Origin of the sequence: Chryseobacterium amylolyticum (genome assembly GCF_051011775.1) — a bacterium.
In the GTDB taxonomy this organism is placed as follows: Bacteria; Bacteroidota; Bacteroidia; order Flavobacteriales; family Weeksellaceae; genus Chryseobacterium.
This window is the reverse complement of the sequence record NZ_JBPCHX010000004.1, coordinates 342,605-366,902: the sequence shown is the minus strand read 5'-3', so window position 1 is coordinate 366,902 and position 24,298 is coordinate 342,605. Positions and strand designations below refer to the sequence as shown.

Below are 24,298 nucleotides of genomic sequence, written 5' to 3'. Positions count from 1 at the left end.
TTGCAGGCAGAAGGTTGTAAGTTATAGGGCTGGCTGCATTTTATTTATAGCAGTAAAATAAATCATGGATAGGCAAGTTATACTGCGACAGCTTACCTGCTACCTGCAACCTAAAACCTTCTCCCTACATTAGCTGGTATTCCGGAGTAGACATCAGGTTGATGACATTCATTTTGATACTCTTGTCAGAAAAATTCTTTACGGAGTTCATATCAAGGCTCTGAGTATTCTGTAAAAGATAATCTTCACAGTTTTTATTGGTAAAAATTTTCTCGATCCGGTCCCAGTCGATGGTAATATTAGGATTTTTAAAGCTTTTGTTCAAAGCAGTTTCCCGGGATTTCATTCCCATATCGATATCATCATCCTGGCGGGGGCTGTATTCTAAAGGGCGGAGCCCGGACCAGATCTGCGGAACCTGGAGTCTCAGCATAAGTGTGGAACTGTCGATCCAGGATTTTCCATTGGGCCATCCTGCAACATTAGGAGGATAAAGGAGCATCTGGCCCAGTAATTTCTGGTACACGATAAGGTTTTCGGGATTCTGAATATGCATCGGAAGGATCCTCATCATACCAGCCATCAGTTCTATCGGAGATTTTATCCGGTTGCCGATATTCTTCTGATCATAAAACCATGTGCTGGAAAATATCTCAGTCATCAGTTTTTTAATATCATATCCTGAATTGTAGAAATTTGTGCTGAGTCTGTTTACAATATCCTGATCTGGCTTTTCATTAACAAAGAATTTATAAATCTTTGTGGTAATGAACTGTGCAGTAGCCTTCTGTTCCAGAATAATATTGAGGATGTCATTTCCATCAAAGTTGCCTGTTTTTCCCAGAAAAGTTTTGCTGCCTTCATCATGAAGATTTTTTCTTTCTTTGAAATTGCCTTCCTTATCATAACTCCATCCTGTGAATGCCCTGGCGCCTTCTCTCACGTCATGTTCAGTATAATTGCCTCTTCCCATGGTAAAAAGCTCCATGACTTCGCGGGCGAAATTCTCATTAGGATGATCCTTTTTATTCTGTTGATTGTTAAGAAAATTAAGCATGGCCGGTGACTGACTTACCTCAAAAAGCAGATCTTTGAAATTTCCCAGTGCATTCTTCCTGATAGTATTTAAAAGCTGTCTGTTGAACTTCGGGTTGATCACTCTTGAAGCGAAATGCCCATGCCAGAAAAATGCCATCTTTTCCCTCATCTGCTCTTTGCTGTTGACGATGGTATTCAAAAAATTTAGGTTCAGCTCATTGTTTTGTTCCCTGCTGATACGCTGCATTTCTTTTTTCTTTTCAGCAGGAGCTGTGCTGTTCATGTAGTCTGCTGCCAAATCAGGATCAGGAGTATCATAGGTAATCTCACTAAAGCTGTCTTCTTTAAATAATTCATTCATTATCGTTTTAATGTTTTTATTTTTCAAATCATCAATTTGATTAATACCCACACCAAAACCCGCACGCCAGAGAAGATGTTTGTTTTTTATTAATGAATCAGCCATCATGGAGAATTTATTTTTTTGATGTATTTCAAAGAAGAAGGTTAAAATAGTAACGGGTTAAGGATTGTTAATATTGTTATGTGGGCTGGAAGCCGGAAGAATGAAGTTGGGAGTTATTAAAGGAGATAAAATTGAATTGGTTTTCGAATATTGCTTCCAGCCTCCATCTTCTGGCTTCCTTTCTTTAATTCACTTTTCGGGATCATTTTTTGATAATTTTTGTTAAACAAACATTTAAATTTTGTTAAAATTAATGAGTTGATATTCATTGTTTTATGTTTTGTTTGACTGTTAAAATCAAAGAGAAAGCCTTGCTTGGCATGATTTTTACATCCTTTTGTTTAGTAAAATTTAAAAATTAGAGTTATGAAAATGTTTAAACAAGCAATAGTACTGGCTGGTATTTTAACAGCAGGTATAGCAAGCGCCCAAAGTGCTCAAATGAACAATATGATCAAAGTAGGTGCGAATGTTGGTTTAGCAGTTCCCGCAGATAATCTTTCCGCTGCAGTAGGAGTGGATGTATCTTATCAGAACCTGATTACACCAGGGTTTGGGCTAGGTATCGCATCAGGATATACTCACTATTTTGGAAAAGACAATAACGGATATAAAAATAATGATGTGGGAGTAATTCCTGTAGCTGCTTTAATCAGAATTTATCCAAAACAAACCGGGTTCTATTTCGGAACAGACTTAGGATACGGTTTCCTGGTTGGGGATAAAGCAGTGGCATCAAATACCAATGTTGAAAGAGCAGACGGAGGTTTTTACCTTAAACCGGAGATCGGATACCACAACAGAGACTGGAACTTCTTTGTACAATACCAAAAGGTTTTTGTAGGAACAAAAGGAGATTTGCCAGGTCAGGATTATAATGTGGGGAATATCGGGGTAGGATTCGGTTACAATATTCCATTAGGAAAGTAGTTAGATTTAATATATAAACAATTATTAACCAAAACCTTTTCACGAAAGTGGAAAGGTTTTTTTGTTCTGTGCAGGATTTACAAAAACAATTATTATATTTGGTAAAATTTGAGGTTATGATTCTGAATCCAAAATTTCCACTTTATTTACCAGGAGTAGAGAACAGTAATAATGATAATGTTTCTATCATTGGAGCAAGCCTCCGTGAAGATATAACAATCTTAGGCTATTTCGTTTCCGGGAACGGAGGTCTTGAGATAAAATTAGAAAATACATATGCAACCAAGGAATATTCTTCTTTTTCAGATATTCTGAAGAAGTTTATCCAGGATAATCAATTGCAGAATGTAAAACGTCTGGGAATGGCTGTACCAGGTCCTGTACTGGACGGGAAGAGCAGCCCTGCAAGATTGGGATGGCACTTAGATGTTGCTGAATATGCCCGCGATTTCGGGTTTGAAAAAGTAGACATGCTGAATGACCTTGAAGCTTCCGCTTACGGAATGTCTCTGTTGGAAGATAATGATCTTGAAGCGATCTACACCAGCGGACACCTTGAAAAAGGAAATGTAGCCGTTCTTGCTCCCGGAAACGGATTGGGTGAGGCCGGATATTTCTTTGACGGAAAATACCTGAGACCTTTCGCAACAGAAGGCGGACACTCAGAGTTTTCACCAAGAACCAATGTAGAAGTTGAGTTTTACCAGTTTCTGAATAATATCTATGGTATTGTAAGCTGGGAAAACGTACTTTCAAAGTCAGGATTATTCAATATTTACAGATTCCTGAGAGATGTGAAAAGGCATCCTGAGCCGGAATGGCTGGGAGAACGCCTTGCACAGGGAAACTTCGTAGAAGAATTGTATAAAGCAGCTGTGGAAGAAAATGTACTTATCTGCAGAATAGCTTTGGATACTTTCCTTGAATTCCTGGCAAGAGAAGCGAACAACCTTACACTAAAGCTCAAAGCTACCGGAGGATTGCTGATTGCCGGAGATATTGCACAGACTGTAAGAGAGTATATCGACAAAGGAAAATTCTACGAAAAATTCAAGATCAGTGACAAAATGGAAGAAATGCTTAAAAATATTCCTATTTATCTGGTCAAGCAAAATCATACGGCACTAAATGGTATAGCGCTTTATACAGCGTACTATCAGGTATAAATAAAGGCTCCGAAGAAATTCGGAGTTTTTTATGGGATGATATTATTCATGAAAATAATAAAATTTATTGATATACATCAATGAAATCTATTGAAGAAGATACCTACATTTGTATCGTTAAATAAGTAAATAACTCTATTCAATGAAAAAAATATTTTTATTAGCAGTTTTAGCTGGTGGTCTAGCTTTCGGACAGTCAAAAAAAGTAGTAGCGTCTGATGTACACTGGTGGGGATACAAAGTAGCAAAATCTGAGGCCAGCTCTCATGACGGTACTGTAAAAGTAAAGTCTGGTGATATGGTAATGAAAGGAAACCAACTGGTAGGTGGAAGCTTCGTATTGGACATGACTTCCATCAGCTCTACTGACCTTACAGGAGAATATCAGCAAAAATTAAACGGACACCTTAAGAATGGTGACTTCTTTGAAGTTGAAAAATTCCCTACGGCAACTTTCAAAATTACAGGAGTAAAGAAAAACAACGATAAGATCTACAACTCTCTTGTAACAGGAAACCTTACTGTAAAAGGAAAAACAAATCCTATTTCTTTCCCTGCCAAAATTTCTTACAGCAAAGGAGTAGTAAGTTTAGTTTCCAACAAATTCTCTTTCGACAGACAGAAGTTTGATGTTGCTTACAAGTCTACCATGCAGGATGTTTTTGTGAAAGATGATATTGATATGCTTGTAAAGGTAACTGCTCAATAAATTAATCAAAAAAAGATTATTAAAAGTGTAGAAGTTCTACACTTTTTTTTATTTTTGTTGAATTGTAAATAAAAAAGAATGAAAAGATTACTATTGTTTGCTATGGTGTGCGCAAGCATATCATTTGTTTCTGCCCAAAAGAAATTTGATAAGGTTTCAAAGGTGACTTCATCAGAGATCAGATGGTGGGGGTATAAGGTGGTAAAAACCCAGGAAACTTCCCACTCAGGAACAGTAAAGCTAAAAAGCGGAAAATTCAACTTTGACCATACGGTTCTTGTAGACGGAGAATTTATAATTGATATGAGAAGCCTGATGGCAGGAGATGTTTCAGATGAAGATCAGATCAAGCTTACTAATGATCTGAAAAGCTCGAACTTTTTTGAAGTGAAAAAATTCCCTATTGCAAAGTTCCATTTGACTAAAATCATTCCTTTAGCAAACAGTGAATACAATTCTACAGTATATGGTGATCTTACCCTTAAAGGTGTAAGAAAAACAATCTCATTCCCTGCGAATGTATATGTTACTCAGTTCACCACATCTATTGAATCTGCCAAGTTCTCTCTGAACAGAAGAGACTTTAAAGTATTCTATCAGTCTTCACTGAAAGATTATTTCATCAAGAACGAAATGGATATTCAGTTCAAAGTTTCTACAGAAATGCTGGATAACGAGAACAGAGTTCCGAAAAAGAAAAAGTAAAATATATTCTATTGATATAGAAGAGCAGTTCTCAGGAGCTGCTCTTTTTTAGTGCTGTTAAATCAGGAGGGCATTTCTTTATTTTCGTATTTTTTATAAATTAGTGGTATGAAAATTTATATCGTAAGCGGTCTGGGAGCAGACTTCAAGGTTCTTGAAAGAATAGAATTTCCCAAACACTGTGAACTGATTTTTATAGACTGGCTCATCCCCGAAAAAAATGAGCCCTTCGATGCTTACGTTAAAAGAATGGCGGAGAAAATAGATGATTCAGAGCCATTCTGTCTCCTGGGTTATTCTTTCGGAGGAATTATTGTGCAGGAGATCAATCAATTGAAACCTGCGGAGAAGGTAGTAATCCTTGGAAGTATCAAATCTGACAAAGAAAAATCAAGATTTATAAGGACAGGAGAGGTTACCAAAATCCCGAGAATATTACCTGTAGGATTATTCAATGACAGGGCTGCCAATGTATATGCTGTTATCAGGAAACTTTTTGATCCTAAAAATCCAAAACTTCTGCAATATTTTAAAGTAAGGGATCCTTATTACCTGAAATGGTCTGTAGAAAAAGTTGCTGAATGGAAGTTTGAAGAAAATCCCAATGTAATTCAGATATTAGGAGATAAAGATATCGTTTTTCCCATCCGTTATTCCAAGCCCGATTATGTAGTAAAGGGAGGAACCCATCTTTTTCCTGCTACCAAATCTAAAGAAGTATCCAAAATACTGAAGGAAGTATTTTGTGAAAATTAGAAATATTATCTTGTAAATAGTATTTTTTTATAGGGGTACTGTTTGAAAAATGTCATTTTTATGAAATTTATGTTTAAATTTGATAGGGTTAAATATAAATTTTATGAAAGTAGGATTAAAATGGATCGTTTCATTTTCTGTCATCACACTGGTTGCAATCGGAGGTTTATTCTGGAATCCGGTTGCCGATATTCCTGATACAGGAGAATTTTTAAGTGAAGATAAAATTGTAGGCGCGGATGTTGCCTGGATTCTGGCGGCGGCAGGCCTTGTTCTGCTGATGACACCGGGGTTGTCCTTCTTTTATGGAGGAATGGTTGGCAGGAAAAACGTGATTTCTACCATGCTGCAGAGCTTTATTGCCCTGGGTGTTATCTCTTTGGTATGGGTAGTTGTAGGCTTTTCCTTATCTTTTGGAAATTCACTGGGGATTACCATTGGCGGAAAACATTACGGTATTATCGGAAATCCGTTAAGCTATCCGTTTTTCTGTGGAGTAGGGAATCTGCCGCATAAAATAATGGCTCCCACCATACCTTTTATTCTCTTTGCCCTGTTTCAGATGAAATTTGCAGTGATTACTCCTGCGATCATCACAGGATCTTTTGCAGAAAGGGTTCGTTTTATTTCCTATTTATTATTTATTGTTCTTTTCAGTATTTTTATTTATACACCGCTTTGCCATATGGTATGGCATCCTGATGGTCTTTTAAACAAATATTTCGGGGTGAAAGATTTTGCCGGTGGAACAGTAGTGCATATGAGCGCAGGCTTTGCAGCCCTTGCAGGGGCTATGGTAGTTGGAAACAGAAAAAATCCTCACCATGAGCCTTCCAATATTCCCTACGTACTGCTGGGAACCGGAATGTTATGGTTTGGATGGTTCGGATTTAATGCAGGTTCAGCATTAAGTGCTTCTGCTGCTGCCGCAACAGCTTTTGGTACAACTACTATTGCCTCTGCTTCAGCAATGATGACATGGATTTTTTTCGACAGAATCAACGGGAGAAGTGTTTCTGCTTTGGGAGCCTGTATCGGTGCTGTAGTAGGGCTCGTGGCGATTACTCCCGGATGTGGTTTTGTAAGTATTCAGGAAAGTCTTTTTATCGGATTTATTACAGCAATTGTTTCCAATATAATGGTTAACTGGAAGGCTTTAAAGAAAGTAGATGATACACTGGATGTCTTTGCCTGCCATGGAGTAGGAGGAATTATGGGGATGATCCTTACTGCTGTTTTTGCCCATGGTGAAAAGGCAAGTCTGCTTCATGGCGGAATTGAGGTCTTTCTCCATCATATGGCTGCCCTGGTTCTTGTTTCTGTTTTCACTTTCTTTGGTTCGCTGCTTTTGTATAAAATTACGAACGCTATGATCACTCTAAGGGTTTCCGAAGAGTCTGAAAATAAAGGCCTTGATCTTTCCCAGCATGAGGAATGCCTGCAGTAGCTTTTATATTCTATTCAGATGTCAATTTCGTTAAAGATTTGAAGATTGATTTTGGGATTTATCATGTATCTTTGTTTTTGAGGAAAATGACGAATCATTTATGGAATCAATATCGGTTTTTGAAATTATTAAAGTAGGAATTGGCCCGTCCAGTTCGCACACAATGGGACCCTGGAATGCCGCTGCTGCATTTATCAGGATTATAAAAAGAGAAAGATCAATAGAAGAAGTAAAAGAGGTTTTTCTTGAATTTTTTGGCTCACTCGCAAAAACGGGGATTGGGCACGGAACTGATATTGCGGGAATGCTTGGTTTGAACGGAGAGGATTTTAAAACGATCAATACTTCAAAAATTGATGAGAAAATAAACTACATTAAAAGCACTCAAACTATTAACCTTGGCGGTGAAAAGGTAATTCCGTTTATCTACGGGCACCATTTGGTTTTAAACATGAAAAAAAGCCTTGATTTTCATCCGAACGGGATGATCTTCAGAGCCGTTTTTGAGGATGGAACAGAGCTTGTGCAGGATTTTTATTCTGTAGGAGGCGGTTTCATAGCCAGCCAGGAAAAAAATTCTATCCAAAAGCAGTGTGTACGAACCTTGTATCCTTGCCATAAAGCTTCTGATATCGCAAAATACTGTGAGAAACTTGGGCTTAATAAAATGTCTGACCTGATTCTGATCAACGAAGAAAGCTGGAGAACTCAGGAAGAAACGAGGAAAGAAGCACTTTATATCTGGCAGCAGATTAAAGAATGTATTTATAAAGGGGTGAATAAGGAAGGGGTTCTTCCGGGCGGACTGAATGTTTCCCGGAGAGCTGCAGGAATCAACAGAAAGCTTCTGGGAGATAAAATCTATAAAAATAAAGATGAATGGTTTCAGCAGGTGGTAGATGCTGAAGAGAACTTCACGAATATCAACAAATGGATTGCCTGCTTTGCCCTGGCAGTAAATGAGGAGAATGCAAGTTTCGGAAGGATTATTACCGCACCTACCAATGGTGCGAGTGGAGTTATTCCGGCGGTACTGATGTACTCTCAGGCATTTACACCATTTACGAGTGAGGAGGATATTGTAAGATTCCTGCTTGTAGCTGGAGAAATCGGGACGTTATTCAAGAAAAACGCGACTATTTCTGCAGCGATGGGAGGCTGTCAGGCGGAAATCGGAGTATCTTCTGCAATGGCAGCTGCCGGACTTACAGAAATCTTAGGGGGAAGTGTAGGGCAGGTATTGATGGCGGCAGAAATTGCGATGGAGCATCATCTTGGCTTAACCTGCGATCCAATTAAAGGGCTGGTGCAGATTCCATGTATTGAAAGAAATACGATGGGTGCTATGAAAGCCATTACGGCAGCCAATATTGCACTGGAAAGTGATCCTACGAAAGCAAAAGTAACATTGGATGAAGTGATTCTGACCATGTGGGAGACCGCTCAGTCGATGAGTGACCGTTTTAAAGAAACTTCGGAAGGAGGCCTGGCCATTGCAGTCAATGTTCCGGAATGTTAATAGAAATCATTTTATTTCAAAATATAAAACCCTTAGGCATTACTGACTAAGGGTTTCTTAATAAAATAAAAGTAAAAGCTGTTGAGGCTTTTAGTATCTTAAATAATACCTATCTTAAAATTCCTCTGATTCTGTTGGCATTGGAAATCAATTCTTCCAGATATTCATAGTTTTCTTTTTCAAGCGCAGATTTGAATTTTCTGAGCTGAGTGATATGTTCGTTCAGAACGTCCAGCACATTTTCTTTGTTTTGTTTAAATATAGGAACCCACATTTCCGGATGCGACTTGGCAAGACGGACAGTACTTGAAAACCCGGAACTGGCAAGCTGGAAAATCGTTTCTTCTTCACGTTCTTTTTCTAAGACGGTATTGGCAAGAGCGTAAGATGTAATATGGGAGATATGAGAAATGTAAGCAGTGTGAACATCATGATCTTCTGCATTCATATAAATCATGTGCATATCCAGAGCATTGACTACTTTTTCAACGGTAGCCAAAGCATCGTCTGCCGATTCTTCTTTGTTGCATATCACGCCTGCTTTTCCCGAGAAACTCTCTGCAATAGCGGATTTCGGACCATTGTTTTCTGTTCCCCACATCGGGTGAAACGCTACAAATCTTGCACGTTTTGGGTGGTTTTTTACCGCATGTACAATGCCTGCTTTAGTAGAGCCTGCATCCATTACCGTCTGCTGATCAGACACAAGATCCAGAACAGAAGGCAACAGTTTTCGGGCAGCATCTACAGGAATAGCAAGAATAATCAGATCCGAATTTCTAATTCCCTCTTCAAGGTTTGTTCCGGCATCAATGATCTTAAGATCCAATGCTTCACTGATATGCTGTGTATTGTTATCGATTCCGTAGATGAAGCTGGCCAGGTTTTTCTCTCTTAATTTCAAAGCCATCGAACCTCCGATCAATCCCACTCCAATAATACTTATTTTCATCTTTTTACATTTTTTAAAATAAAAAAACCTCGTCCCTAGGACGAGGTTTTAAATTATATTCATAAGAATCCTATCCCAGAGCTGAGGTAAAAATTCTATAATAATATGTTCCGTTGTTAAAAATCACAGAGCAAAGGTATAAATATTTTTTAAATGAAATGAAATTTTCTTTTTTAAATTTGTATACATGGGATTAATAGTTGGTGGTAGGCTTCATATTTTAGCAAGTTGTTTTTTTGTGTCAATCAGAGGGTTATTATTCAGGTTTTATCCTGCTTTTATGAACATATCCCTTTTTACCTTCTTTAGAAACTACTAACCACCAATCTCCGTTTTGATCTAAAACCTCAACTTGTTCACCTGTGTTGATTTTTTGCAGGATTTGGGAAGAAGAGTTTTTCTCCTTTCTGAGGTTGGTAAAACCATCACTGTCCTGAATGTAAAAAGCAGTTTTATTTTGACTTTTCTCTACTCTGCATTTTTTGGCTCTTACATTTTCTTCAGGAATGGGTATTATTTTATCTGTCCATCCGGATTTTTGGATATCAATATTTTGGGGAACATCGCAAATATATTTTACTGCATCCTGAGAAGTATCTGACATTGTTTTATAGATAATATTTTTAAGAAGCCAGGTATTATTCTCTAAGACAATATTATATTCTTTTTCATAGTATCCACGATCTGGGAATGATGTTTTTATAGTGAATCCTTTGTTTCCAGAGATTGGAATGATATCATTGATAATATTACCTCCATCCTCAGAGAAGTTTCTTGTTTCCAGTGCTAATATGTATTTACCCTGTTTATCCCCTAAAAAAACAAATAAATTTTCTCCTTGATAAGGTTTGTTACTTACAATTTTGTCAGAGATGCCATCCTTATTGACATCAAAGGTTTTTATGAAATAATCTTCATTGTTGACATAGGTTTCAAACGAGCTTCTTTTAGTTTCGCTTGAAGGATTCGCAGATAATATTTCTTTTGCTAAGTTTTGTTTTTCAGCTGTTAAATTGGCTAATAATGTATCATCAGGTTTTGAATGAGGAGAATCAAGCAAAAATGTTAAAACTGATTTTGCATCATCTTTTGATAAAGAGTTGATCAGATCATATTTTTTATTTTTTTTAATATATTCTATTGACTTTATTTTAAAATAATTAACAGCATCGGCTTCCCATTTTCCATTTTTTGAAATTTCTGTTATTGAGTTTTCATATTTTTTATATTGAGGTTTTTGGATTAGAGAAAACCAGTAATCAATGTATGGAGTGGCTTGTTTATAAAGGATTTCAGCTGAATCTTTTTCATCGTTCCAGCCAAATGTATTTTTAAAGGTTTGAAAATCCTTTGGAAAATTTTCTAAGAACTCCTTTTCATTTTTATTTGAAAATGACTGTTCAAGATTTGTAACATTAATGCTTTTACCCTCTTGCGAAGGGCTCTTGCACGATATTAATATAGCTAGTATTAATAAAAGTAATTTATTCATATGCCTGAGTAATTATAATTTTAGCGTTTTTAATTCCTATTTCTTCCACATAGGTAAATATTTCTTTTAATTTATCTTTACTACCACCAACAAAATCTGTAGATCGGGTTGTTCCGGGTAATAAACATCCTTCAGTATCATCTGCTGTATTACCAGAATGAATTAATATTGCTCTGTCCTTAGATACAACATCATTGAATAGCTTGAGGCCTTTTTTAATTTTTGTACCCGAATGCCATTCTAGATTATATGTCCCAATAGGAACACGTTGCTCTTTACCTGACTCAGTTGTATCCGGCCCTTTTTCTTCAAGGATGAAACCTTTGATCTGGGTATTGTCAATAGTGAATTCTCCAATTGTTGATTTTTTAGTTTGCCACTTCCTAACTAATCTTATCGTTACAGAACTAGCTGATCCATTATTTACAGGTGGTGAGACTTGGGTTTTATTTACACATTTTTGTGGATATTCAAATAAAGCTTTTAATGTAATTACATAGTTCCTCCTTTCTTGTAATCCATTTGCTCCTCCATTTACTAAGTAGCTTATTAAATCTACTTTATCATCATCAGCTATCAATCCCATATTTACCGTTCCGTATTTCTTTTTTTTGCCATTCTCTTCCCATATAATTGTATCTTTAGGGTAGTCAGGTTTGTGGGTTTTTACATAGGATGGTGCATCTGCGGGACCTTTCCATCTTGTACCAACACTTAATATTTTTCCTTGTTTCCAATACCAGCCGGCTGATTCACAGGCGATTGATAAAGTGTCGGAAACCTTTTGGTAATTTGTTACTACATCAATTCCGGAATAATATTTATATATTTTATAGTTGTTTTTCCATGTCAATTGCATTAACCCTCTACCTTTGTATTTTTCACCATCTCCTATTGTTGTATTTCCACTTGTTATTGCATCTGGATGTTTACCTGGGTCATACTTAATTCCATCAGCATATTCTTTTGCAGTTCTTAGACGATCAGTTTCGTGATAAATTTGTGATAAGAAATGTAATTTTCTAAGGCAGGTATTGATACCATATTTATTGAAAATATTATTTATTTGGGATCGCAGTTTTTCGATGGTTCTATCTTCTGCTTTAATATTGCAATTTGGAGCATTAAATAAATTATATCCGCTACTTTGTTTGACTCGCTTTTCGCTATCACGAAGCCCATGAATTATTTTCTCAAACTCTTCTGGTGTGAAATCTCTATTACAAAAACATTTCCCGGTTTTTGGAACTGCAGGTTCCGGCTGATTTTGCACCACCGCCGCACTCTTCAATTTCTCCACCTGCATCAGACCTTCCGGATTTACCCCGAATTTCTGAGATTCTGCAGAAAGATCCTTAGAAATAATTTCAATAAAATAGTTTTGTTTATCCGAATCCGGATCGCCAACAGGAGAGTCTATTCCTTTTTCAAAAATAGCTTTTGTAATGACAAACCCTGATGTGTCACATACATCGGCAGGAATTTTAATGTTTCCGCTTCTGTAAACTTCATCATTGGAGGTGGTATCATATTCCCAAACCACATACTGAATATGTTTTCCCACCATATTTTTGGAGTGGATTCTTACCCTTACTTTATCTCCTACAGCAACTTTGGAAAGTTCATTTCCTTTATCATCAATGAAAACAGCTTCTATAATATTGCCTTTAGGATCCGGCTGTTTGGGAGCTTTTTGTCCTGGTGTGAACTTTGGAGTATTTCCTTGAGGCTGCGGTTTAGTTTGATTTTGAGATTGTCCCTTATAATCCGGATTAGCTACATCTACGTTGACCTGGCTTGCTCCCTGAATTTGACCCGAATAACTTGCTGTAACATAATACTCATGATTGGCTCCTTCATTTTTGTCACCTTTCATCATAAACTGATTGGCCATCTGGCGAAGGATTTTTTCATCAGACATCAGGGGAATTTGTACTTCTGCAATACCCTTTGCATTAACCAGAGCTTTGTAGCTGCGGGGATGACGGTTGTTTTTATTAATAACAGGGTCGTGGCCTTTTCCCGGTGCATCATCTTCCCAGAGATGGAATTCGATCTCCTTATTAAACATGCCAATACAATGAGCCTGGGCAATAAGAGTATCACGATAACTGGCTTTATTGACGTTAGCTGCTCCGCGGTTGAAGAGAACTACTTTATCTATTTTTGAAACTTTGTTGCTGGTTGGAATAAGGATAAGAGTGCCAGCCAATTCCTTGCTGGCAGGAAGCCCTGGTAAAATACCTTTTTTAATCTCATAGACTTTCATTTGAAACTCTATTCCTACGGCTATTTCTCCAAACCGGTAAGTTACCTTTTCACCGGTTTTAGGCTTTCCGGTGATGTCTTTCCAGGTTCCGTTTTTCTGTTTCTTGTAAAGATACCATTCATATTCACCTTTCAGTCCGAATGATAGGAGGGAAGGTTTTACTTCGTAGGAATAAGTTGTTCCTGCCAAAGGATTCTGATTTCCGATAATATTTCCTGTCATGGCTTAGCTGTAATAAAGTTCGTCTGTTCCTTTTGTATCTTCCTTGAATTCATCAAAATCAACAACGGGGTTATAAACCTGCTGTTCCTGCGTATTGGCTTGGGTTACATGGCTTTTGCCCGTTTCACTTTGCTGTCCGTGCTTGAGAATGGTAATTTTCCCTCCCGTGCTGCACATCAGTTCTGAAATTTCAGTAAGACAGCTTTTTCCCATCACTTTTACCTTTTCATAGGTTTTCTGCCATTTTCCGGCAGGAGCGTAAGCGCAGGGAAGATAGCCTCCTGAAGTCGGTTTAAGTTTACATTGTCCGAACGGTTGTGCTGCCGGATCAAGCTGCAGATCATCTTCCGTTACAGCCAGATAATCAGCATTTCCTTCTTCATCATTCCAGTAATGCTTCTTGTGGCTTGTTACCTTAAATTTTGGAAATTTAAATCCCTGATTACATTGTACGGTTCCTTTCTGTACAACGAAATATTTTCCTTCATGAGGAGTAGAACCACTGTCTTCCTTATGCTCTTCGTTTTTTTGTTCTTTATTGGATTTTTCAGCTTCTTCAGATGGCTGTTCTTCATTCTGAGACTGTTCTCCTGCCGGATTTTCTTCCCCGGAAGCGGTATTTTCTGTAGACTCTTCTCCAGAAGATGAAGCGGTATTTTGAAGTTCTGTTTCTTCAGTCATAAGCTGTGGATCTTCCGGAATTAAAATCGTTTTTCCGGGAACAGGTTCCTGCATAACATCTTCCGGCGGGCAGTGAAGATTGTGGTAGGTTTTTAAAATACCTTCATCTTTCAGTTTAAACTGCCCGGCGAGTGAACTGAACGTATCGCCTTTTTGTATGACATAATTTTTCATATTATCCTTGTGTTATGTTGATATGGTGTTGGTGTATCAATACCCCTTCATGGCTCAGTGAAACCGAAGCTTTTGCCTGTAGAAGATTTTTATTTTTTATGTTGGTGGTGTATTCTAATACAATATTGCCTGAGGCAGGTTCCGACGTCTTTTCTTTAAGCTTAATCCCACGCAGGATCTCCTGTGAAGTACATAATTCCCTGATTTTGCCATTTAAAATGGTTGAGACTGCGTTTTCATCCTCATTTTCCTGTTCTATATTGATTTCACATTGTACCGGAAAAGAATTCTGTAAAAAATAAAAAGGTTCTTTCCACTTTGCTTTCTTCTGAAACCAGTCTATTCCAGGAAACAGTGTCTGAAACAGGAGTGTGCTCTGAAACTGCTGTAATAAAAATGATTCATCTTTAATATTTCTTTCAAAAATGTTCATATAATTTTGAGAGACTTCGCCTACATAGAACTCTTCAAGATCTTTTCGCTGATGGATAAAAGTGTCAGTGATTTTTTTATGATCTGCAAACCCTGTGATATTGCCTTTTTCATTCATAATAAATTCAAGGGGCATAATACTTTTCATGCAGGCAATGGAAAGACTGCTTACTTTATCATCAGGCGCGTTTCCATCAGACGTAAAATCTTTTTGGACATAACTTACAATATATTGTCCTGTTTTTCTTTCTTTGTGAAGATTAAGATCAATCGTATAACCGATGTTAACCGGAGTTTCAAACGGACTTTCAAAACTTTCATAAACAGTATATGTTGTGGCAAAAAAGGAAGGGGAGAATTGTGACGGAAGGGTATTTTTCCTTTCCTGGTCTTTTTGTGCCTCTGTTTTATGATGTATAGGGACAAAGATCGTTTTCACTTTATTAAGATTTTCAAACCAAACCCTGTCCATTTTTTCGCAGTGGGAATTATGAAACAGCTTCAGTTCCTCACCGGTCATGCCTAGCCGGGAAGCGATAGAGGTCAGCGTATCTCCATTCCGTACCTGATATTGTAAGAAATCAATTTCCATCCAAAGTGAATTATCCTATAAAGCTATTAAAAAACTGTATTTGAAATTAATTTTTGGAGTGAAATTTTAAAAATTGTAGTAGAATTACGACATGAATTGATGAAGCATAGAAAACCACCCCGTCAAAAATTCTTTGAATTTTCGCCACCTCAGGACGAGGGGAATATTGCGTCTTCAGTTGATGCTGGTAAGGATTGGAGTTTTTGTTGATGCTTTTCTTGTCGGTTTAATGTGGATGATTGCTACGGAATGACAAACTGTATGGTAAGACAATCACTCCGATTGTTTCATTCCGCAGGAATCTAAGCTGTTATAAGGGTTTCAAAGCTAAAACAGTTAGTTGTGACTTAAAACAACCCCAAAAAAACTTTTGTGACTTTTGTGGTTTCATTATATGCAGTACAACCAAAAGTTATTATTAATTTTAAAGCTATAAAAAACAAAATATGAAGAATAGATTCTTGCACGGAGTTTTCATAATATTGATCAGTTTGAGTTTTGCATATCCTCAGAAGTCCGGCGATCAGGCGTCTGTTTTTTTCAATACCAAAGCGCAGGATACTGTAAAGATTGGAGAAACATTGATCGACAAAGATACTACGGGCAGCAAGAGTTTAAAAAATAAGATAAAACCTATTCAGGCTAATTTTAAAAGTATCAATTCCGTGACAAAATGGGCTTCTGTCAAAAAGAAAGATATTGAAGGAGAATCTGCAGAAGGCGGGGAAGCCACATTTTATTACACAGATAAAGGTCTGCAAAAAGTAATTGCGAAACATTATGGCGAAATGGGGCAGAAGCTGACAGAATATTATCTTCTTAACGGACAGCTTTCTTTTGTTTTCGGGAAAGAGTATAGGTATAACCGACCGCTTTTCTATGATGCTAAAACAATGAAAGAAAATAATGACATGGAAGCCTTTGATTTGAAAAAATCAAAGATTACAATGACCCGCAATTATTTTGAAAACGGAAATATCATTCTGATCAGCAATAATGACTTACACGGATCAGGTATCAGTGCGGATTATCCGGCTGAGCAGGAGAAAGAGATCCAAGAAGATTTTAAAAAGCTTCTGAAGCTTGTAAAGTAGAGGAGTAGCGTTATGGTTGATCAGCCTTAATGATATTCAGTCTCTCCTCAACCTCATTGATTCTTTTGAGCCAATAATTGATTCCTTCCTGATTCGTGACGGTTTCCTTAAACGCATTACGGTTGACGGCCCATAAATGCGAGCTGTTCTTCTGATAATCCAGTTCCCTTTCTTTTTTTGTTTCAGGCTCAATACGGTATCTCCAGAATACGAGAGATTTCATATATTCTGATCTGATTTTTTCCAGATATTCAATAATTGCTTTCCGGTCCTGCGGTATATAACCGGGGCCGGAGCATCCACACGAATGAAAAGTAATCCCGACGGTATACAAATCCCGGATATGGGCCCATTGCTTATCATCATTTTTGGGTGGTGATTTGAAGTCGAGTCCCATATTAGCCATCAGATTTCCGCATTCGGGGCATTTGGCTTCCACCGAAACCAGAGCGTCCCGGTCCACATCTTTAAGGTGGCGGCGTTTGAATGTTTTCCGGCAGTTGAAACAGGCATAATGACCTTTGTAAACCATCATGGCATATCGGCACATATTACAATCTTAATCTTTGGTTATAAGTTATTTGTTTTTTCTTCATTAAAATTAATTCCCATAAAGCTGCCGGCACTTCGCGGATCGTAGACCGACCATACATTTCCCCAGGAAAATCTGAAGGTGCAGCTGGGATAAGGGGTTTTCTTTTTTTGGGTGGGAGACCTGTTCAAAACCTTTGTCAGAAAAGTGTTGTTCCGGTGAAAGACATTCATTTCTTTTTCCTCCGTCCATTCATTCCAGTCTTTGGCATCACCATTTTCCCATGTGTTCATATGGATAGTGTCCAGCTGATCTTTAAAAAAACACAGACTGAAAGATAACTGGTATCCCTGTGCCTCTATATTCTTAAAATAATACCAGAAATACCCGGTTTTTACATCCCACATATCAGAGTACTTTTCTTTATAAAAATCAGACTGCTTCAGCCGGTCAAGACCCATTCCCTTATAAAGACTGGTAGCAAAGGCTTCCAGTTCTATAACTCCATTTTCACTGTTAATCAGCATGTCCCAAAAATTGAAGCCATAAATATACCCGTTTTTTCTTTACAGACAACGGATAATATTTACAGCTTCCTGTAGAAATAGAAATATCGGTGTGTTATTTTGGTCTAAGGGTTTGAAATTATTAATGTAGACGGGATATCAGACAGCCAAAGACTCTTTGTATCGATCAGGTTTTTCCAGCTTTTACTGCTGATCAGCATCAGGTCCTGAGCATTAAGGAATTCTTTCTCAATTTTTTTCTCATTGTACAACGTGATATGATTGGGAGCCACCTGTTCAATACTTCTGATAAGTTCTTTTACTTCAATATTATTTCTGATCTGTCCTGCAGCATCCAGAATGATAATCTGGGAGTTATTGTTATTGATCAGCCTTTTCGCATATTCCAGAAGATAAAAATCACTCAGATTGAAGATCGGGACAAATACTTTGTCTGCTGCTTTAAAATCCTTTTCCACCAGAACTCCCACAGGAATATTCGTTTTGTCTAGAATCTGAAGGGTAAAATCGTCAAAAGGAGAATTATTGAATATATTTCCTTTACCTTTTACTGTGTTCAGCAGTTTTTCAGGATTAATGATTTTGGTTGTAAAACCTAATAACCTTCCTAATAAACTTCCTTCATACATAGATTTACCAAGCATGATCAGCAGAAGGTCATAGTGTCCTTTATTGGTAATGCTGGTAAGGTCACTTTCAATATCAGTAGACGCTTTGAAGAGGGTGGTGACTTCCAGATTAAGATCCTGGGAGGTTTCAATTACATTCTGAAACTGTGAATTTTCATATTCATTACTATCATAGGCATGCATCTCATCTACCGGTGCAATGTTCATGGCTGTGATGCTTTTATTGCCATTCATTTTATGGGTAAAGTTGTGGGCCAGTTTTAAAAGGGTACTTCCTGATTCAGGCTTATCAAATGAGAGCAGAACACGGTACTTGGAATCATTATCCTGAATAGGATCGTCCTGATTTTTTTTAGATTTAAAAATGAAATTAATAAAGTCAAGAGCAGGACCCGTCATAAAAGTTGTAAAAAGAGCCATGATCACAAGCATAGCAAATATTTCGGGGCTTAAAACACCAAGGTCATACCCGATGTTCAGTACAATAAGTTCCATAAGCCCTCTAGTATTCATCAGGGCTCCGATGGTTAAGCTTTCTTTCCAGTTGATACCTACAAACCTTGCTGTAAGGGCACTTCCTGCAAATTTTCCGAGAACGGCTGTCAGAATAATAAATCCTGCGGTCATCCACAGATGGCTGTCATTAAGCAGACCGATCTGTGTACGAAGACCTGTAAATACAAAGAATAACGGCAGCAGAAGTACTAAAGCCACATCTTCTACTTTATCAATAAAAAGAGTACGGAACTTTGCATTTTCCGGCATAATAGCTCCCGCCATAAAAGCACCGAATAAAGCGTGAATACCAATGACCTCAGTAGCATATGCGGATAAGATCAATGTCAGGAAGAAAATAGCCACCATTGGTTTGCTGATGGTATTTTTTCCTGCCTGAAGGTCTCCAACCCTTTTCAGGAAAGGTCTTACAATTTTAATCATCAGAAATACATAGGCAATAGCCATGATAATCACATAAATAGAGCTGGCAAAAGACCCTGCTTTTACAATCGCAATTACGGCCGCAAGAATACACCATGCCGTAATGTCATCTGCGGCAGCGCAGGTAATAACAATGGTTCCCAGTTTGGTTTTCTGAAGATTTCTTTCCTGTACGATTCTTGCGAGTACCGGAAACGCAGTAATACTCATAGAAATGGCTATGAATAAAGCAAAAGAAGTAAACTGAATACCGTCCGGGGCAAATTCCTGGTACACAAAATAGGAAAGACCTATTCCCAGTGCAAAAGGAATAATAATACTGGCATGGCTGATGACCACGGCATCATGAGCTTTTTTTCTTAATACGCTCAGATCCAGTTCCATTCCTACAATGTACATGAAAAGGATAAGACCTATCTGACTCAGAAACTGCAGGTTGCCTAAAGATTCTTTCGGGAAAAGAAATGCTGAAAATTCAGGAAAGTACATTCCGACAAGCGACGGCCCCAGTACAATCCCTGCAATCATTTCCCCGATTACCGTAGGCTGTTTTATTTTCATACAAATCCATCCAAAAAGCCTTGCGGTCATAATAATCGTGACAATTTGTGCCAGTAATAAGGCAAGCGGATGGTGGAGATTGGTCTTGAATGATTCCAGGAAATTTTCCCAGGTAGAGCCACTGCTGGTGCTGGCAACGATATTTTCCTTTACCTCCAGCGTCTGTCCTTCTATAATGAAGTAATACATCAGTCCGGAAAAGACTGCAATGGTCGTAATATAGAAAATTAAATTTTTGTATTTCCCCAAATTCATGATTCCAATTTTGATGCAAAGTTCATAAGAATATAGTTATGTTAAATACTCTTTTTTTTAAAATGTAATGAATGTTCCAAAAAATGTAATAAAATCTATCTGAAAGAGCAGCCAAGCCCAATTCCTATTTTCCAGCTGCCATTCTGATCTGCCGTTTTTGAATTATAATAAGCAGGGATCTGAACGGCAATCTTTTTATAAACCATTGTCAGTCCAGCTCCCAGAGTAGGCATAATGGGACTGTTTTGGGTTCCGGAAGATCTGTCTTCTTTAATTCTTAGCGAAGGAAGCATTCCCAGTATAAATTTTGCATTTTTGTAAGTAAAGTTCAGATTCGGGCCTGTGAAGTTGATAAACGCACCATGGTCTACATATCCGGCAGCGGCTATTCCGTCAAAAAAGAAGCCTTAAATTTTGAAGAAGTCTCCTGGGAAAAACACAATCCGGATATGAGGATTCCTGCAGCATAGAAACAATTTTTCATTATAAAATCAGTTAATTCTCTGCAAAAGTAACCGGATTGTATATTGAAAAAGTTGAGCTGTAATGAAGTGAGGATATTCTGTAATGAAACAGAGAATATCTGAAGAAATGTTTATTTCCCAAATCGCTCCATCAGAGAATTTTTGTAGGCATCTCCGATCTGGAGTTTCAGAAAAGTATGGTCTTCCGAAGGAATGGTTGTAATAATTTCGTTGGTTGAAAATACTTTGATGGAAGACAGGGCAATAATCTCTTTTTTGTTGACCTGTGCGAAATCTTTGGATGGCAGCATTTCCAGAAGATTTTTGAAATTCAGGTTTTTTAAGACAATGGTGGTTCCGTCACTGAGCATGATATCTTTATCTCTGCTGTCTATTTCGGAGGTTTTGATATAAGAAATCTGTTCTGTGAATATGACCGTTTTTCCAATGTTGGTATTCCATTCAATAAATGCCTTTTTAGGACTGTCTTCCACAAGTTCCTTCGCTTTCTCAAACGCCTGGATCAACCGTTCTTTTTTAATAGGTTTTCTTACGTAATCCACCACATTCAGGTCGAAAGCTTCGGCAGCATATTCTTTATAAGCTGTTGTAAAGATGATTTTTTTTGAGCCTGATATTATTTCAGCTACCTGAAGGCCTGTCATTCCGGGCATTTCAATATCCAGAATACACAGATTGCAGTCGATGCTGTCTATTTCATTCAGAAAAACTTTAGGGTCATTGAACGCTTTTACCACTTCTACATTTTCGATCTGCTCACATAGAAGTTTTAAATAACTGATGGCCAGTAATTCGTCATCCAGAATAACGCATTTTATCATAGAATTCTCCTAAATTGATTTTTAATTCTGCTGTAAAAACTCCGTTTCTTGAGCTTCTTTCAAGCTGGTAATATGTGCTGTAGATCATCTTAAGCCGTTGATCAAAAGACTGGCTTCCAAAACCGCTCTTTTCTTTTTCCAGGATATTTTTTAAAGAAGCTTTATTGCTTACTTTCATGGTGAAAATACCGTTTTCAAGCTCCATGTAAATAGAAATAAAAGAGTCCTGGGCGAGAAAATCCGTATGTTTGAAAGCATTTTCAATAAGATCTACAGAAATCAGCGGGGCAAATACTTTTTCTTCATACACGGAATCGGTCTTGTTGATCCTGGATTTGATTCTGAAGTCGAAGAGGGGATTGATCTTGATTTTATTAATCTCAATAAGGCTTAAAGCAAAATTGAGCTCTTCTTTAGGGCTGACAAACTTGTTGTTGCTTTCGTATAAAATATAATCCAGCACATTGGCCAGCTTATCCAGTGACATATACGTCTGATAGGCATGTGACTGAACTGAATTGAGAATGTTTTTAAACAAATGCGGGTTCAGCTTAGTACCAATGTGTTCCAGACGGACTTCATTCATACGCTGTTCAATAAGCTTATTGGTTTCTGATAATTTGGTATTTCTCTGTTTCAGTTTGTGGTTCTGGCTGAAGAGATAAATACTTGTTGTCAGAAACAGGAAAATGGCAAAAACTCCGATGAATATCAGATAATCATGAATCATGTAGTAATTGCCTTCCATAGCGTAGGATTATGAAAAAACTATTTAAGTTTCTTAAGACCGTTTACTGTCACACTTTCTTCACATTTTTCAAAAGTGATCTCGTAAGACGGATTTTTTTCAGGGTAGGTTAAAAGATAATCGGGACATGGTTTTTTCTGAGCATGGCTGCGGTCAAAATCCACTTTTCCGTTGGTAATGATACTGTCTTTTATAAATTTTTCATCAATCTTGTAGGTTGTCATGGCATTTTTAGCCTCATCAGAATATTTGAATTCCTTGGAAAGTGTTTCTGCAATCACACGGCTGTTGGGTAAGTAGCCGCTGCAGCTTGCTCCTTTCTTGTTCAAAATAAAAAATACGATCAGAAGCCCCGGAACGAAGCCTATTGCATAAAATTTCAGTTTCTTCATTAGAAAATTAAAAGATTGATATCGTGGTAGGTAAGCCCGAAACGGTCGCAGATGATCTTCTTCGTATGTCTTCCTTTGTACATATATAAGCTCTGCTTCATTTCGTTTTTGCGGATGAGCATGTTTTCAAAGCCGCCCTCTTCGTCATAATTTAAAATATAGGAAAGGAAGAAGTTTGAGATCGCCTTGGTGGTGGTTCTCGGCATTCTTGAGGTAAGGTTCGGAAGCCCGCAGTGGATGACGCCGTGTTTGATGACGTAAGGCTTTTCCATGGTGGTAAGTTCTGAAGTTTCAATTACTTTACCGTTATCTATGGTGATATCGATGATGACACTTCCTTTTTTCATTTTCATGACCATATCTTCGGTCACGATAGGTGTCATATTCAGTCTTGGTAGTGCTCCGATTACTACGTCAGCACGTCTTAAACTTTTGCTGAGTTCTTTAGGGTCAATAATGGAAGTCGGTACACGGCTGTCAACAATGGTGTGAAGTCTTCTCAGTTTTGATAAAGAGTTGTCGAAAACCTTTACGCTGGCTCCTAAACCGATCGCTGCTTTTGTAGCAAACTCGCCTACAATTCCGGCTCCGAGAACTACTACTTCTGTAGGTCTTACTCCTGTGATTCCTCCAAGCATTAAGCCATTGGATAAGGCTAATAATTCGGAAGCGTATAAAATAGAAACGGTTCCTGCAATTTCTCCTACTAATCTTACCAAAGCCAGCTGCTTATATTCATCAACAATAAATTCGAAGGCAATGGCATTTATTTTCTTCTCTGCAAGCTTTAAGAAATACTCCTTATCCCTGAGGTTGATCTGAAGTGCCGAAACCAGATACGTATTGGGCTTCATGTACTCAATTTCTTCCTCTGTAGGAGGATTTACCTTCAGGATAAGATCCTGCCCGAAAGCTTCTTTAGGATCATTCGTGATCTTTGCTCCAGATTCAGAGTATTGTAAATCTGTAAAAAATGAACCTTGTCCGGCCCCTGCCTCTATAATGATCTCATGGCCATGCTCTACCAGCACCTGTACGGCGTCGGGAGTAATGCAGGTTCTCCTTTCGTTGAGACAGGTTTCTTTAGGAATCCCAATACTGAACTGTTTTCCTTTTTTTATAACCTCCAATTTTTCCTCTTTCGGCATTAATTCTTCTTCTGTGAAAGGAGTAAAAATATTTGTACTCATCCTTAAATTAAATTATGTCTTACAGATTGTTTTTTTACACTCAATTAAGAAGCAAAGATACATAATATTTAATCGAATGAAATTTCTCTGTTTTCACCCGTGTTCACAATGCTCATTGTGTGGTAGTTGAGCCCGTAAAGCTCTTCTTCATACACTTCCGGCCATTCGATAATGCATAAAAAGGAATTGTCCAGGTATTCTTCAATGCCGATATCATACACTTCTTCAATGTTTTTCAGACGATAAAGGTCAAAATGATATACTTTTCCTTTTTCTGTACTATATTCATTTACAATAGAGTAAGTAGGGGAGTTTACTTCATCTTTGCTGCCCATATTTTTAAGCAGAAACTGAGTGAATGTTGTTTTACCCGCTCCCAGATTTCCTTTTAATAAAAGAATATTATGTTGTAATTGAGGAATGATGCTGTCAACAACTTCCTGCCAGTCTTCGATTGTATTGATAGTGAACTGCATATATTGATTTGTTTTGCAAAAATAATGAATTATGACTTGTTTAAGCCAGAAATTTAAAGGCTGGAAGATAGAAGCCTGAAGATGGAAGTTATAAACAGT

23 protein-coding genes are annotated in these 24,298 nt (G+C 37.6%); 8 read left to right on the top strand and 15 right to left on the bottom strand.

Going from position 1 to position 24,298, the window contains the following annotated elements; genetic code table 11:
• Positions 1-124: 124 nt before the first annotated feature.
• Positions 125-1,504: a DUF1800 domain-containing protein gene (locus ACR1PO_RS13545; protein ID WP_433987176.1), complete on the bottom strand. Its 1,380-nt coding sequence runs from the start codon at positions 1,502-1,504 to the stop codon at positions 125-127.
• A gap of 366 nt (positions 1,505-1,870) precedes the next feature.
• Between ACR1PO_RS13545 and ACR1PO_RS13540 the strand changes: the two genes are divergently transcribed.
• From ACR1PO_RS13540 to ACR1PO_RS13510, 7 genes are all read left to right on the top strand, one after another.
• Entirely contained in the window at positions 1,871-2,434 is a 564-nt protein-coding gene (locus ACR1PO_RS13540; RefSeq protein ID WP_332389061.1) for a hypothetical protein, read from the top strand.
• Between the two features lie 116 nt (positions 2,435-2,550).
• Positions 2,551-3,600, top strand: coding sequence for a glucokinase (locus tag ACR1PO_RS13535; RefSeq protein ID WP_433987092.1), 1,050 nt, complete (start codon positions 2,551-2,553; stop codon positions 3,598-3,600).
• 142 nt (positions 3,601-3,742) lie between these two features.
• Positions 3,743-4,309: a YceI family protein gene (locus ACR1PO_RS13530; RefSeq protein WP_142725928.1), complete on the top strand. Its 567-nt coding sequence runs from the start codon at positions 3,743-3,745 to the stop codon at positions 4,307-4,309.
• A 78-nt stretch (positions 4,310-4,387) separates the two neighbouring features.
• Positions 4,388-5,014, top strand: a complete 627-nt coding sequence (locus ACR1PO_RS13525) for a YceI family protein (RefSeq protein WP_002980882.1) — start codon at positions 4,388-4,390, stop codon at positions 5,012-5,014.
• A gap of 108 nt (positions 5,015-5,122) precedes the next feature.
• On the top strand, positions 5,123-5,770 hold the full coding sequence (locus tag ACR1PO_RS13520; protein WP_433987091.1) for an alpha/beta hydrolase: 648 nt from the start codon (positions 5,123-5,125) through the stop codon (positions 5,768-5,770).
• 103 nt (positions 5,771-5,873) lie between these two features.
• On the top strand, positions 5,874-7,217 hold the full coding sequence (locus tag ACR1PO_RS13515) for an ammonium transporter (RefSeq protein WP_433987090.1): 1,344 nt from the start codon (positions 5,874-5,876) through the stop codon (positions 7,215-7,217).
• A 100-nt stretch (positions 7,218-7,317) separates the two neighbouring features.
• A complete protein-coding gene (locus tag ACR1PO_RS13510) occupies positions 7,318-8,736 on the top strand; it encodes an L-serine ammonia-lyase (RefSeq protein ID WP_433987089.1) in 1,419 nt (472 codons plus the stop codon).
• A gap of 109 nt (positions 8,737-8,845) precedes the next feature.
• On the opposite strand, the gene ACR1PO_RS13505 is transcribed toward ACR1PO_RS13510, so the two are convergent.
• From ACR1PO_RS13505 to ACR1PO_RS13485, 5 genes are all read right to left on the bottom strand, one after another.
• Complete coding sequence (locus ACR1PO_RS13505; protein ID WP_433987088.1) at positions 8,846-9,688, bottom strand: prephenate dehydrogenase; 843 nt, start codon at positions 9,686-9,688, stop codon at positions 8,846-8,848.
• Positions 9,689-9,944: 256 nt separating this feature from the next.
• Complete coding sequence (locus ACR1PO_RS13500) at positions 9,945-11,180, bottom strand: SH3 domain-containing protein (RefSeq protein ID WP_433987087.1); 1,236 nt, start codon at positions 11,178-11,180, stop codon at positions 9,945-9,947.
• A complete protein-coding gene (locus tag ACR1PO_RS13495) occupies positions 11,173-13,638 on the bottom strand; it encodes a DUF5675 family protein (RefSeq protein ID WP_433987086.1) in 2,466 nt (821 codons plus the stop codon). The genes ACR1PO_RS13500 and ACR1PO_RS13495 overlap by 8 nt, the downstream gene beginning before the upstream one ends.
• A gap of 36 nt (positions 13,639-13,674) precedes the next feature.
• Positions 13,675-14,526, bottom strand: a complete 852-nt coding sequence (locus ACR1PO_RS13490) for a DUF4280 domain-containing protein (RefSeq protein WP_332389069.1) — start codon at positions 14,524-14,526, stop codon at positions 13,675-13,677.
• A 1-nt stretch (position 14,527) separates the two neighbouring features.
• Entirely contained in the window at positions 14,528-15,550 is a 1,023-nt protein-coding gene (locus ACR1PO_RS13485; protein WP_433987085.1) for a LysM peptidoglycan-binding domain-containing protein, read from the bottom strand.
• 446 nt (positions 15,551-15,996) lie between these two features.
• On the opposite strand from ACR1PO_RS13485, the gene ACR1PO_RS13480 reads away from it, so the two are divergent.
• The gene (locus ACR1PO_RS13480) at positions 15,997-16,644 is read left to right on the top strand and encodes a hypothetical protein (RefSeq protein WP_433987084.1); all 648 of its coding nucleotides are present in this window, start codon (positions 15,997-15,999) and stop codon (positions 16,642-16,644) included.
• Positions 16,645-16,654: 10 nt separating this feature from the next.
• Here ACR1PO_RS13480 and ACR1PO_RS13475 read toward each other — a convergent pair whose 3' ends face one another.
• The 9 genes from ACR1PO_RS13475 to tsaE form a co-directional block, all read right to left on the bottom strand.
• Entirely contained in the window at positions 16,655-17,179 is a 525-nt protein-coding gene (locus ACR1PO_RS13475) for a hypothetical protein (RefSeq protein ID WP_433987083.1), read from the bottom strand.
• 35 nt (positions 17,180-17,214) lie between these two features.
• On the bottom strand, positions 17,215-17,703 hold the full coding sequence (locus tag ACR1PO_RS13470) for a hypothetical protein (RefSeq protein WP_433987082.1): 489 nt from the start codon (positions 17,701-17,703) through the stop codon (positions 17,215-17,217).
• Positions 17,704-17,807: 104 nt separating this feature from the next.
• On the bottom strand, positions 17,808-20,087 hold the full coding sequence (locus ACR1PO_RS13465) for a cation:proton antiporter (protein ID WP_433987081.1): 2,280 nt from the start codon (positions 20,085-20,087) through the stop codon (positions 17,808-17,810).
• Positions 20,088-20,182: 95 nt separating this feature from the next.
• A complete protein-coding gene (locus ACR1PO_RS13460; protein WP_332389074.1) occupies positions 20,183-20,380 on the bottom strand; it encodes a hypothetical protein in 198 nt (65 codons plus the stop codon).
• Between the two features lie 302 nt (positions 20,381-20,682).
• Positions 20,683-21,393, bottom strand: coding sequence for a LytR/AlgR family response regulator transcription factor (locus tag ACR1PO_RS13455; protein WP_433987080.1), 711 nt, complete (start codon positions 21,391-21,393; stop codon positions 20,683-20,685).
• Complete coding sequence (locus ACR1PO_RS13450; RefSeq protein ID WP_433987079.1) at positions 21,368-22,141, bottom strand: histidine kinase; 774 nt, start codon at positions 22,139-22,141, stop codon at positions 21,368-21,370. The genes ACR1PO_RS13455 and ACR1PO_RS13450 overlap by 26 nt, the downstream gene beginning before the upstream one ends.
• Before the next feature lie 20 nt (positions 22,142-22,161).
• Positions 22,162-22,533: a hypothetical protein gene (locus tag ACR1PO_RS13445; RefSeq protein ID WP_332389079.1), complete on the bottom strand. Its 372-nt coding sequence runs from the start codon at positions 22,531-22,533 to the stop codon at positions 22,162-22,164.
• On the bottom strand, positions 22,533-23,723 hold the full coding sequence (locus tag ACR1PO_RS13440) for an alanine dehydrogenase (RefSeq protein WP_433987078.1): 1,191 nt from the start codon (positions 23,721-23,723) through the stop codon (positions 22,533-22,535). The genes ACR1PO_RS13445 and ACR1PO_RS13440 overlap by 1 nt, the downstream gene beginning before the upstream one ends.
• Before the next feature lie 68 nt (positions 23,724-23,791).
• Complete coding sequence (gene tsaE, locus ACR1PO_RS13435; protein ID WP_332389080.1) at positions 23,792-24,199, bottom strand: tRNA (adenosine(37)-N6)-threonylcarbamoyltransferase complex ATPase subunit type 1 TsaE; 408 nt, start codon at positions 24,197-24,199, stop codon at positions 23,792-23,794.
• Between the last annotated feature and the right edge of the window lie 99 nt (positions 24,200-24,298).